Annotated in this window: 11 protein-coding genes; 2 read left to right on the forward strand and 9 right to left on the reverse strand. The window is 69.9% G+C overall.

What is annotated here, in order from left to right; genetic code table 11:
* The 9 genes from R6V09_RS12115 to R6V09_RS12155 all read right to left on the reverse strand — a co-directional run bounded on the left by R6V09_RS12115 (nt 1) and on the right by R6V09_RS12155 (nt 7,875).
* A complete protein-coding gene (locus tag R6V09_RS12115) occupies nt 1–636 on the reverse strand; it encodes a hypothetical protein (RefSeq protein ID WP_317881396.1) in 636 nt (211 codons plus the stop codon).
* Nucleotides 637–659: 23 nt separating this feature from the next.
* A complete protein-coding gene (locus R6V09_RS12120) occupies nt 660–1,613 on the reverse strand; it encodes a branched-chain amino acid transaminase (RefSeq protein WP_317881397.1) in 954 nt (317 codons plus the stop codon).
* Nucleotides 1,610–3,022, reverse strand: coding sequence for a phenylacetate--CoA ligase family protein (locus R6V09_RS12125; protein WP_317881398.1), 1,413 nt, complete (start codon nt 3,020–3,022; stop codon nt 1,610–1,612). Before R6V09_RS12125 ends, R6V09_RS12120 begins: the two co-directional genes overlap by 4 nt.
* A gap of 38 nt (nt 3,023–3,060) precedes the next feature.
* On the reverse strand, nt 3,061–3,495 hold the full coding sequence (locus R6V09_RS12130; protein WP_317881399.1) for a DUF2000 domain-containing protein: 435 nt from the start codon (nt 3,493–3,495) through the stop codon (nt 3,061–3,063).
* Nucleotides 3,492–3,818: a Dabb family protein gene (locus tag R6V09_RS12135; protein WP_317881400.1), complete on the reverse strand. Its 327-nt coding sequence runs from the start codon at nt 3,816–3,818 to the stop codon at nt 3,492–3,494. Before R6V09_RS12135 ends, R6V09_RS12130 begins: the two co-directional genes overlap by 4 nt.
* A 17-nt stretch (nt 3,819–3,835) precedes the next feature.
* Nucleotides 3,836–5,008, reverse strand: coding sequence for a LeuA family protein (locus tag R6V09_RS12140; protein WP_317881401.1), 1,173 nt, complete (start codon nt 5,006–5,008; stop codon nt 3,836–3,838).
* Between the two features lie 44 nt (nt 5,009–5,052).
* Nucleotides 5,053–5,445, reverse strand: a complete 393-nt coding sequence (locus tag R6V09_RS12145) for a cupin domain-containing protein (RefSeq protein WP_317881402.1) — start codon at nt 5,443–5,445, stop codon at nt 5,053–5,055.
* A 44-nt stretch (nt 5,446–5,489) separates the two neighbouring features.
* Nucleotides 5,490–6,497, reverse strand: coding sequence for a TauD/TfdA family dioxygenase (locus tag R6V09_RS12150; protein WP_317881403.1), 1,008 nt, complete (start codon nt 6,495–6,497; stop codon nt 5,490–5,492).
* A 163-nt stretch (nt 6,498–6,660) separates the two neighbouring features.
* Entirely contained in the window at nt 6,661–7,875 is a 1,215-nt protein-coding gene (locus R6V09_RS12155; protein WP_317881404.1) for an NAD(P)/FAD-dependent oxidoreductase, read from the reverse strand.
* Nucleotides 7,876–8,301: 426 nt separating this feature from the next.
* On the opposite strand from R6V09_RS12155, the gene R6V09_RS12160 reads away from it, so the two are divergent.
* Both R6V09_RS12160 and R6V09_RS12165 read left to right on the forward strand, forming a co-directional pair.
* A complete protein-coding gene (locus tag R6V09_RS12160; protein ID WP_317881405.1) occupies nt 8,302–9,738 on the forward strand; it encodes an MFS transporter in 1,437 nt (478 codons plus the stop codon).
* A gap of 360 nt (nt 9,739–10,098) precedes the next feature.
* Nucleotides 10,099–11,846: fatty acyl-AMP ligase (locus R6V09_RS12165; RefSeq protein ID WP_317881406.1), on the forward strand; the 1,748-nt coding region annotated here is incomplete at its 3' end.

Below are 11,846 nucleotides of genomic sequence, written 5' to 3' on the forward strand. Positions count from 1 at the left end.
TCAGACCGCCACGGGATCGGTGGCGCCCGCGAGCCGGAACACGGACCAGAGCATCTCGATGGGCCGGGTGGCCGAGATGAACGACAGCCCGTACCGCTCGGCCGAGGGCTGGGTGGTGAGGGCCACGTCGACCCGGCCCGCCCGGGCGGCGAGCGCCGCCGCGCTGGTGGAGTCCACGAGCACGATCTCCTCGACACTCAGGCCCTGCGGCAGCAGCTGCGCGATCAGCGGTACGGGTGCCGGATGACTGGCGATGCGGACCGCGCCGGTCGGTGTGGTGCCGAACGGCGCCACGATGCCGTACTGAGGAGTGCGGTGGTGGTACGCCCCGGCCAGGTCGAACTCCGTGTCCATGTAGAACGCGGAGATGTTGGCGTAGGCGTTGGCGACCACCAGCAGGTCCGCCGTGCCCTGGAGCACCGCCCGCGACGCCATCTCGTAGCTGTGGAACAGCACGGGGGGCTGCTCGGCGGTGCCGCCGGGAAGCCGTGCGATGAGGTGCTTGGCGGCCAGCTCACTGCTGGTGCCGGCCGGTCCGAGTGTGGCCACCTTCCAGGTCTTTGCCGTGGTCGGCAGAGCGATGTCCAGGAACTGGTGGTCGATGGAGAGCTGCACTGTCTTTCTACCCCACTTCACCTAGGGGAACAGGACGTACGGAGTCACAGCGGAGGAACGGGCGTGAGCCAGGAGGCGTAGGCGGCACGCCGGCCGTGCACCACCTCGTCGTAGGTGTCCCGGAGCCGGGCGGTCACGGCGCCCGCCCGGCCGGTGCCGACGTCGCGGTGGTCGATCGACGTCACCGGAGAGATCTCGACACCGGTGCCGGTCGTGAACACCTCCTGGGCGTCCGCCAGTTCGGCCGGTGTCACCGGCCGCTCCTCGACCGCTGTGCCGAACTCGCGGGCCAGCAGTTCGATGACGGTCGCCCGGGTGATGCCGGGCAGGATGTCGGCGGTGACCGGAGGTGTCGCCACGCTTCCGTCCCGGCCCACGACGAAGACGTTGGAGGTGCTGGCCTCGGTGAGGTTGCCGTCGATGCCCAGCATCAGCGCGTCGTCGCACCCGTCGGCCCGGGCGTCCTCCACGGCCAGGGCGTTGTTGGCGTAGATGCCCGTGATCTTCGCCGTCGACGGCACACTCGCCGACGGCACCCGCCGGACGGAACTCACCTTGCAGCGCAGGCCTTCGCGCGGGACGTAGGACCCCATCCGCACCGTGTTGATCGTGAACTGCCCCGAGACCCCGCTCAGTCGGACACCGAAGGGGGTGCCGGGTTCGAGCGCGAACTTGTAGGCGAGCGGGCGGATGTAGGTGTCGCCGTCACTGCCGTTGCGGCGCAGCAGGTCCACGACGATGCCGATCAACTCGTCCGGAGTGAAGGGCAGTTGGATGCGCAGGGTGCCGGCCGAGCGCTCCAGGCGCTCCAGGTGTTCCCGGAGGCGGAAGACCGCGAGTCCCCGTCCGTCCGACCGGGCGTATGCGCGGATGCCCTCGAAGACACCGGTGCCGTAGTGCAGGGCCTGGGTGCTCGGCGGCAGCCGGACCGTGCCGGCCTCGACGAACTCGCCGTTGTGGAACGCGAATTGGGGTGCGGCCACCGCGGTCGTGGTCATCGGGCGTCACGTCCGGCCGCGATCGCCAGGGCGGCGACCCGCTCCGGCTCGGGCTCGTCGGCCCGCCTGTCGTGGATCCGCGCGGCCTTCCAGCTGACCATGGCGCCGGTGCTCGTGATGGCGTCCATGGAGCCGAGCACTATCTCGCAGCCGACCCCGAAGGCGTCGGTGACGGCCCGCCGGACGGCCTCGCGGTCCAGCTTCAGGCCCGCCTCCTCGTCCTTCGGCTCCAGATTGACGGTGACGATGTCCTGGCCGTCGACCTCGTCGATGAACAGGAAGTAGTCGATGACCCCGCGGATGTGCGTGAACAGGGCCTGCTCCAGGTCGAAGGCGGTCACCCGCCGTCCGGCGAGAGTCAGGGCGTCCCTGACCCGGCCGATCGGCTGCAGCACCTCGACGGGCGAACCGGGCTCCGTGAAGAGCCGGACCATGTCGCCCGTGCGATATCGCACCAGCGGCTTGGCACCCTGGTACAGATGCGTGACGACGAGCTCGCCCTCCCGCACCCCGTCCACCGCGGCGACCGCCCGGCCGGTGTGGGGGTCGATCACCTCGACGAGGTTGTTCAGCGGGACCGTGCGCAGCCGGCCGTCGGCGTGGCAGGCGGCCATGATCGACGCCTCCTGCGAGGCGTACATGCAGTTGTAGACGGAGGCCGACCACAGGTCGCCCAGGTTCTCCAGCATGGCCGGCGAGGTCAGTTCACCGAGGGTGAGGATCAGCCGGACACCCAGGGAATCCAGCTCGACCCCGGCGGCGCGTGCCGCCTTGGCCAGTGAGATGGCCATGCCGGGTGTGCAGACGAGCGCGGTGACGCCGAGCTGTTCGAGCAGGGCCAGCGCGCGGGGGAACCCGACGACCGGCGAGTGCGGCCACATCTTGACCACGGTGTGGCCGAGATTGCGCAGCACGTCGCCGAAGGTGTCGCCGGTCGAGTGGAGTTCGGTCGGCCCCAGCACCGCGACCACATGGCGCTCGCCGTGCTGGGCGAAGATCCCCTCGTAGGCGAGCGTCAGCGCGGTGTTGTTGACGATGGAGTCGCGTTCGTCCCGGGGGCAGGGGGTGGCGCGGCCGGTCGTGCCGGTCGTCTCGTAGAACACCCATGCCCTGTCGAGCGGTTGCGCCATGACGTCGAACAGTTCCGCGCGCAGGTCGTGCTTGGTGGTGAACGGCACCGCGGCGAACTCCTCCGGGCCGACCGGCCCGGTCGGGGCGAGCCGGACACCGCTCAGACGGCGGCCGTAGAAGGGGGAGTTGGCCTGGACGTAGCGGATGGTCCGCGCGGCCCGCTCCCACTGCGCGGCGCGCAGGTCCGCTGCCTGCCAGCCACCGTCGTGGAGTTGGCGCTGTTCCGCGAGGGCGGCGCGGGCGTAGGCCTCTAGTTCCGGCCTGAAGAGGGTGAACACCGGTGTCCTTTCGGTCTGTCGTGGCCGGGGCCCGGAGGTCAGCGCAGCAGCGGAAGGCTGCCGACGATCCTGCCGACCGGCTTCCTGGGGCCGAACAGGCCCACCCCCGCGAAGTGGAGATCCGCTGTCGCGGTACCGGCCATCCGGTCGAGGTACTCGTCGTACGTACGGCAGGACTGCGCCAGCGAGCTGAAACCGACGCGCACGAGCTCGCGCTCTCCCGCCAGCTCCCAGATCTCACGGAGCCGGTCCGGCGACACGGTCAGCACGGGCACCGGGATCAGCACGATCCCGGGGTGCGTGACGCCGTCGGCGTCCTTCACGTCCGGCCCGAGCAGTCCGGGGACCTGATGGCCCAGCGTCATCGCGAGGACGGAGGCCGCGTTGGCCTGCAGACCCACGGGAAGCAGGTCGCTCACCACCACCGCGCACTTGCCGTCGCCGACACCGGTGTCCGGGAGTGGCGTGCTCATCGGGCCTCCCCGGCGAGGAGCGCGCCCTCGGTGTCGTCGAGATCGACCACCACCCAGGTGCTCAGCTCGGACCAGGCCCGCACGCCACGCTGATGGTCGGGGTGGGTCTGGTACCGCTGGAGCGCGGCCCGGTCCGCGAACTGGCCGACCACGGCGAAGTCATGGGCCGCCTCGCGGGGCGTGGCGTTGCGCCCAACCGTCCAGGACAGGATCTCGGGGATGTGCCGGGGATGGTCGCGGGAGATGCGTTCGGCCGCCTCGGCCCGCGGGTCCGCCCAGGTGACGCCCGGACGGAACCGGAAGCAGACGATGTGTCTGATCACTGCGTGCTCCTGCCCGCTCAGCCCAGCGCGGGAGCGAGGTCGGCCGCCAGCCGGGCGCGGACCACGGAGATGTCCTCGCAGTCGCCGTCGACGCGCTCGGCGATGAACTCGCGGTAGATCTCGTTCAGCCTGAACTCGTCCATCTCCAGGCCGAGTTCGGTGAGCACGTGGCGCAGTACCGCCCGGCCGGAGTGCCTGCTCAGCAGCAGTGAACGCTCCCTGCCGAACCGGGCCGGCTCGACGTACTCGTAGGTCGCCGGATTGCGGAGCATGCCCGCCTGGTGGATTCCGGCCGCCGTACCGAAGGCGTACTTGCCGAAGATCGCCTTGTTGCGCGGCTCCTCAAGGCGGATGACTTCGCGCAGGCGGTTGTAGACGGCGTAGATGCTCGTCAGATCGACGTCGGAGTACAGGCCCAACTGCTCGCTCTTGTAGGCGAGAAGCGCGCAGACCTCCTCCATGGCGGTGTTGCCGGCGCGCTCGCCGATGCCGCCCACCGTCACCTGGACGTCGTCCGCCCCGGCCTGCAGCCCGGCGATCGCGTTGGCGGTCGCCAGACCGAAGTCGTTGTGGCAGTGCACACCGATACGGACCGGAGCCGGCGCCCACACGCGGATCCTGGCGATCAGGTCGCCGAACTCCTCCGGGGTCGCGTAGCCGGACGTGTCGGCGACCGGCACGTAGCGCGCCCCGGCCTCCACGGCCCGCTCGGTGAGCTGCTGCAGATAGCCGAAGTCGCCACGGGTGGCGTCCTCGATGCCCACCGCCACCGTCTCCACCCCGAGGGAGGCGGCGAACCGCGCGGCGTCGACCGCGTCGTCGATCGCCTGCTGCCTGGTGATGCCGAGCTTGTGCTCCAGGTGGATGTCGCTGCCGGTCCCCATGATCTGCAGGACGTGATTGCGGCCACCCGCGGCCCGGACCGCCGTGTCGATGTCGTCCCTGCGGGCCCGGGACAGGGTGGCCACCTGGGCCCGGCTGAGCGCCGCGGAGATCGCCTGCGTGGCGTCGAAGTCCTGGGGCGAGGACGCGGGGAACCCGGCTTCGATGACGTCCACGTCCAGCGCTTCGAGCCGAAGCGCCAGATCGAGCTTGTCCTGGGAGGACATGGCGTTGCCGGGAGCCTGTTCTCCGTCGCGCAGCGTCGTGTCGAATATTCCGATACGTCGTGGGACTTTCTTGTCGGTCATCAGAATCCTTGGGTGAGGAGAAGCGTGCGGGATGCGGGAGCGCTTTACTGAGTCGGCTGTACCGGCTGTTCCCACACCACGAATCCGACGGCACCCTTCGGGCTGCGCGGGGCGTGCACACTCCCGGGCGGCATCACCAGCATGCTGCCGGCCGGATACACACCGTCGTCGGTCTCGATCTCACCTTCGAGAATGAGGATGATCTCGTACCCGGGATGCCGGTGCGGCCGGGCCGTTCCGTTCGGCAGATAGCGGACGATCGCCGCGGCCGGTCCGTTCTCGCCGGTCTCCTCGGTGGAGTACAGCGAATGCATCTCCACACCGACCCGGCCGTCGCGCATCAGCGGCTCGAACCTGTAGTCCACCGGGCCGAAGTTCTCTCCCGGAACACCGCCGTAAAGCTGCGGGAGTACGGTGATGACGTCCTGATCAGACATACTTGTTCCCTTTGCTCGACTGGAGAAGAAAGCGGGTCGGTCGCTCAGTCGCCGACCTTGCCGGGAATTCCGTCGATCCAGGCACCGCTGTGCGCGTCGGCCGCGGCCTGGTCGGCGAAGGCGTAGGTCTTGAGCAGCCAGCGGCCGAGCGCGCGCCGGGTGTCGCTGATCTCGATCTGCTCCCGGTTGTGCAGACCGTGCTGGTTGGCGAACGTGAGGACGTCGCCCTCCTGCATGCGATGCCGCTCCTTGGGCACCCGGGTCAGCGCGTTCTTGAACGCCAGCAGGGCGTCCTTGGCCTCGACCGGCGCGTCCGCCGCGGTCATGGTGTGCGTGTCGAGATAGCGCAGCGAGGAGACCCCGCTCAGGATCGCGTGCGCCGGCGTGCTGTCGAGGCCGTCGTTCGCGTCGCGCGAGACGACGTCGAACGGGGTGACGAAGTACGGCTCGCGCAGCACCCGTTGGATGTCCGGCGAGAGCTCGGCGATGAGCCGGCGGCCCGGGACGAAGCCCGTGTAGACCAGATCGTCCGGCGGGCACCGCATTCCCAGAAGGGTGATGTAGTCGGCCCGCACGGGGTGAGCGGTGCGGTCGTTGTGGAACACGACCTCGCCGCCGTTGTAACCGGTCTGCTTCCCGAGGTACTTGTTGATGGCGATGACGTCGATGAAGAAGTCGCCGCCGAACCGGTTCGCATAGGAGAGCAGTGGTGTCTGGGTGATCTGGGCCAGCAGCTCCAGAAAGCCCTCACCGATGAAGGTGACCTTCCGGCTCTTCTTCTCGGCGGACGGGTCTTCGTTGCCTATCTCCGGAAGGTCCTCGTCCACCGGGCAGTTACGCAGTACGTGCGCGTCCGCAATACCTTCGGAACGCTCGGAACGGATCCGCTCGGCGGTCCGGAGCAGTCGGGCGGGAACTCCGCCGTCGGCCACAATTTTCGAGATGAGTTCACTGAATTCCGGGTAGTCCTTGTAGGGACTGGCCTCGACGCTCCCGAGCCGCTCGGCAAGCTGGGACCGTTCGTCGTCCGTGAGAACGAGTAGGGCTTCCACGTCTCGACTCCCCATATTCCGTTGGTTGGGCGAGTCGATTCAAGCAAAGCATGCTCATGCGCCACATCGGCCGACGGCTGAGGTTTTCCTCCACCAAAGGAGGAGAGTGCGACGGACGGAGTAGACCGGCACGGTCCAACGGTGTGCTGCGGCAGGGCGGTTGTCAGTGGACGTCGTAGACGCCCTGGTAGTGGCCGAGCGCGGTCGCGCGGATCCTCTCCTCGCTCCAGGCGGCGAAGCGGCCCGGGGACAAGCGGTCGGGGTCGACGAGGAGATCGCCGGTCTCCAGCAGCATGTTCGCCAACTGCCGTCCGACACCGGCCGCGTGCGTGACCCAGGAGGCTTCCGCGAACCACAGCCCGGACACTCCGGCGGCGGGACCGGCCAGCGGGATCTCATCCGGTGTCATGGCGAACACACCGTTGAGAGCGCGCCCCCGGCGTGCGGTGCGGAAGGCCGGCACCAGCGCGGTGGCCTCCGCCAGGGCGGAGCCGAAGTCGGCCTCCCGGAAGGGGAGTTCGGCCGATGCGAGGGAGGCGGACGGGGTCAGGGGGAGCGGTGTGTGGCCGTAGCTGCCGAGGCCGTAACGGCGGCCGTGCCGGCGGGTGTAGACCGAGTGATCGGGATAGCGGACGATCGGGGTGTCGATGGGGGTGTCGTCGAGTCCGGGCACCTCTTCCGTGTACAGGTACGGGTGTTGGACATCCACCATGGGCAGCCGGACTCCGGCGGAGGCCGCCAGGACCGGCCCCCAGATCCCGGCGGCCACCACGACCCGCCCGGCTCGCAGCAGTTCGCCGCCCTCGCCCGTGCGGACGCCGACGACCGTGCCCCTCTCGACCTCCAGCGCCCGGACAGGCGTGTTCCAGCGGAAGCGGGCCCCGCGCCGCTCGGCCGCATCGACCAGCAGACGGGTGAGCGCCACCGGGTCCGCGGCACCGTCCGAGGGGATGTGCAGCGCGCCAAGCGCGCGGTCCGCGGCGACCAACTCCGGTGCCAGCGCGACGGCTTGGGCCGCGTCGAGAACTCGCGCCTCGATACCTAGCCGACGGCCGTGCTCGACGTCCCGGTGCGCCTCCTCCAGGCGTGCGGCCGTGGTGGCGACCTCCAGGCAGCCGACCTGCCAGAAGGCGGGCTCCGGTGCGCTCGCCGAGAGCGCCAGATACGTGGCGACGCTGTCCTCGGCGAGGACGGTCAGTTCCGGTGTCGCGCTGAGCCGGCCGACGAAACCCGGAGCCAGGCCGGTCGACCCGGGCAGCACACCACGATCACGGGCGTCGAGCACCGTCACCCGGTCGTGCCCCAGCCGGGTGAGGTGACAGGCCACCGAGGCCCCCACCACGCCGGCACCGACGACCAGAACCTCTTCTGCGGTCATGAGCCACTTCTCCATGTGCTGCCCGGCCGGGGAAGACATCCGCGGCTGTCGTCAACTGCGCCTGGAACACGGCCAGTTCACGATCATCCAGGCGGGTCGATCATCGTACGCGACGGTGAACGGGTGACGAGGCCGACTCTGGACACGGCCCGCTCGTCCTGCCGTACTCTGATGCCCGCCGTCGGGCGTCGCTCGCGCGAGAGCCCGAACAAACGGGCCGAAGAACCCACCGGCGGACGAGACGACGCGAAATCGCGACAAAGGGTTCTCCGCTCCGCCGGTCCGACGCGGCAGCTGTTTCTGTCCGCCTTCGGCCGGATTCCATGACATTCCCGGCCGTCGCCACCCGGAACATTCCCGGACAGTCGGCTCCTTGTGTCGAATCAGTCATCGATCACGCATACATCCGCATCCGATGGGGAACTCATGAGCAGCGACTCCAGTACCAATCGACGGGCTCTTTGGACCTTCGCGGTGACCAGTGCCGCCGGATTCATGGCGGCCCTCGACAACCTTGTCGTCACCACCGCCTTACCTGCCATCCGTCGGCATCTCGGCGGCGGTCTGGCGGACCTCGAATGGACGGTCAACGCCTACACCCTGACCTTCGCCGTGCTGCTGATGTCCGGCGCCGCGCTCGGCGACCGCTTCGGGCGCCGCCGCCTCTTCGGCATCGGCCTGGGCATCTTCACCCTCGCCTCGCTCGGCGCGGCCCTGGCGCCGGACATCGGCAGCCTGATCGCCGCCCGCGCGGTGCAGGGGGCGGGCGCCGCGATCCTGCTGCCGCTCACCCTCACCCTGCTCTCCGCCGCCGTCCCGGCGAACCGGCGCGGTCTGGCCTTCGGCGCGTGGGGCGCCGTCAACGGCCTGGCCATCGCGCTCGGCCCACTGGTCGGCGGTGCGATCGTGCAACACCTCTCCTGGCAGTGGATCTTCGCCCTCAACGTCCCCGTCGGCCTCGTCCTGCTGCCGCTGTCCCGCTTCCGCCTCACCGAGAGCCGCGGCCCGAACGACGGCCTGGACGTCGTCGGCACCGCCCTGGCCAGCGCGGGACTCTTCGGCATCGTGCTCGGCGTGATCCGCGGCAACTCCGACGGCTGGAGCAGCCCTCTCGTCCTGGCCGGCCTGCTCGGCGGCGTCGTACTGCTGGCCGCGTTCCTGCTCTGGGAGGCGCGCACCGCACACCCGCTGCTGCCGCTGCGGCTCTACCGCCGCCGGGCCTTCGGCGCCGTCAACGCCGCCTCCCTGCTCATGTCGGCCGGCATGTTCGGCTCGATCTTCCTGCTCAGCCAGTTCCTGCAGATCGCCGAGGGCTACAGCCCCATGACGGTCGGGCTGCGCCTGCTGCCCTGGACCGGCATGCCGATGATCGTCGCCCCCGTCGCCGGCGCGCTCTCCGACCGGATCAGCGGTCGCACCCTCATCGCCGTCGGCCTCACCCTCCAGGCCACCTCACTCGGCTGGCTGGCCCTGCTGCTCGGCCCGCACATGTCCTACGCCGCCCAGGTGCCGCCCTTCGTGCTCGGCGGCACCGGTATGGCGCTGTTCTTCGCGCCCCTCGCCAACGTCCTGATGTCCTCGGTGCGGCCGGAGGAACAGGGCGTCGCCTCCGGCGCCAACAGCGCCATGCGCGAGGTCGGCGGCGCGCTCGGCGTGGCCGTGCTCACCAGCGTCTTCACCGCCCACGGCGACTACACCAGCGCCCGGCGCTTCGCCGACGGCCTCGTCCCGGCGGTCTGGACCGGCGCGGCGGCGATCACCGCGGCGGCGGTGGCGATCCTCTTCGTTCCGGTACGCCGGGCCCCGGCGAGCGGCGGAGCGGACAGCAGCGACCAGCGGCCGATGCTGGAGTCGGCGCCCTGACGGTGCCGACCGGCGGCGGGGTAAACCCCCACCCCGGCCACTCCAGCGGTTTCCAGACCATTTCAGATTCCCGTGGGCTTCGCCTATCGCCGTGCAATGATTCACGATCGTGGGTACGGCCACGTTCGATGGCGCATGCTGCCTCCAGCTTTCCCTGATTCGCTCGCTCGCGTAATGGGAGGGTCAAATTCGAGGGAAAGTCATAGCGCGCCACTGGCTGTCATGTGTCTCATTTGAAGCCACCCGTCGAGTTCACGCATCCGTACGAAATTTTACCTGCGGATTGTATTTGCCATTCTCGCTGTCCTTTGGATCCGCCGGAGAGGAAAACAAAGAGTGCGTAGTCGTCAGCGGTGCGCCGTGGATACCCTCATCGACCTGCTCGCACAGCGAATCGCGGACCGGCCCGAACGAGCGGCCTACACCCTCCTGGACGAACACCTGACGACCGTCGACTCGGTGACCTACCAGGAGCTGGACCGCCGGGCACGACTGGTCGCGTCCCGGCTGCTCCGGCACGAGCCCGGGGGCCGGGTCCTGATCGTGGTGGGCCACGGCATCGACTTCCTCACCGGCTTCTTCGGCTGCCTGTACGCAGGCCTGGTCGCCGTGCCGGTACCGGCCGCCGAACCGGCCCAGCTCTCCCGGCTGTTGGCGGTCGCCCAGGACGCCGCCCCCGTCGCCGTCATCAGCTCCGTGAGCACCACCGCCGGCCTGCGCGACCTGTGCGCCCGCACCCCCGACCTCGCCGCGGCCGACCACCTCGTCCTGGAGCACACCGACGAGCGGCCCGACCCCTTCGAACCGCGCCCGATCGCCCCGTCCGACACCGCGTACCTGCAGTACACCTCGGGCTCGACCTCGACCCCCAAGGGGGTGATGGTCAGTCAGCGGAACCTGCTCGCCCAGGCCGAGGACATCCGCCGCACCTGGTCGTACGACGACGACAGCGTCAGCGTCTGCTGGATGCCCTACTTCCACGACTACGGCCTGGTCGAAGGGCTGATACAGCCGCTGTGGTCCGGCATCCCCTCGTACCTCATGACGCCCATGAGCTTCCTCAAGTCACCGGCGGCCTGGCTGCGGGCGATCTCCGAGTTCGGCGCGACACACAGTTCCGGCGCGGCCTTCGCCTACGACTACTGCCTCAAACGGGTCGGCGACCGGCAGACCGAAGGCCTCGACCTCAGCAGGTGGCGATGTACCAGCATCGGCGCCGAACGTGTCCAGGAACGGGTGCTCGACGCCTTCACCGAACGGTTCGGGCACTTCGGCTTCCGCCGCGAGACCTTCCGACCCGCCTACGGACTCGCCGAGTTCACCCTGATGGCCACCTCGCACCGGCCCGGCGAGGAGATCCGGGTACTGCCCGCCGACGCCGTCGGGGTGACACCCTGGCCGCTGGTCGGCTGCGGTCCCGCCACGGGCGGGACCCGAGTCCTGATCACCGACCCCGACACCCGCACCCCCCGCGAGGACGGCACCGTCGGCGAGATCTGGCTCGCGGGCGACTGCAAGACCCTCGGCTACTGGAACCGGCCCGAGGCCACCCAGGACACCTTCCACGCGCTGCCCGCCGGCTCCGCGCCGGGCGAGCACCCCGAGGGCGGCTACCTGCGGACCGGAGACCTCGGATTCCTGCGCGACGGCGAGCTGTTCATCACCGGCCGCCTCAAGGAACTCGTCATCGTCCAGGGCGTCAACCACTACCCCGAGGACATCGAGCACGCGGTCCGCGAGGTGTCCCCGCTCTTCGCCGGACTGCGCGGCGCCGCCTTCGCGATCGAGGAGACCACCGACCCGGTGGGCACGGAACGCCTGGTCGTCGTCCACGAGATCGCCAAGGGCACCCTCCCCGAGGCCGAGGTCGCCGAGCTGGCGGCCCGGATCCGGCAGACCGTCACCCAGCACTGCGGCATCGACCCGCACACCCTCGTACTGGTCCGGCGCGGCTCCATCCCGAAGACCACCAGCGGCAAGGTGCAGCGCGGTGCCTGCCGCGAGAGCTGGCTCGCCGGCGACCTCCCGGTGGTCGGCCAGTGGACCCGCACCGGCACACCCGACGAGGACACCGCCGAGCCGCGCCGCCCCGGCCGAGCGGAACTCCG

The sequence above is a fragment of the Streptomyces sp. W16 genome, from assembly GCF_033194735.1.
Classification (GTDB): domain Bacteria; phylum Actinomycetota; class Actinomycetes; order Streptomycetales; family Streptomycetaceae; genus Streptomyces.

Coding starts and splice junctions, on each gene's coding strand:
- R6V09_RS12120 (WP_317881397.1), bottom strand. CDS start 1,613: ATGACCACGACCGCGGTGGCCGCACCCCAATTCGCGTTCCACAACGGC.
- R6V09_RS12130 (WP_317881399.1), bottom strand. CDS start 3,495: ATGAGCACGCCACTCCCGGACACCGGTGTCGGCGACGGCAAGTGCGCG.
- R6V09_RS12140 (WP_317881401.1), bottom strand. CDS start 5,008: ATGACCGACAAGAAAGTCCCACGACGTATCGGAATATTCGACACGACG.
- R6V09_RS12145 (WP_317881402.1), bottom strand. CDS start 5,445: ATGTCTGATCAGGACGTCATCACCGTACTCCCGCAGCTTTACGGCGGT.
- R6V09_RS12155 (WP_317881404.1), bottom strand. CDS start 7,875: ATGACCGCAGAAGAGGTTCTGGTCGTCGGTGCCGGCGTGGTGGGGGCC.
- R6V09_RS12160 (WP_317881405.1), top strand. CDS start 8,302: ATGAGCAGCGACTCCAGTACCAATCGACGGGCTCTTTGGACCTTCGCG.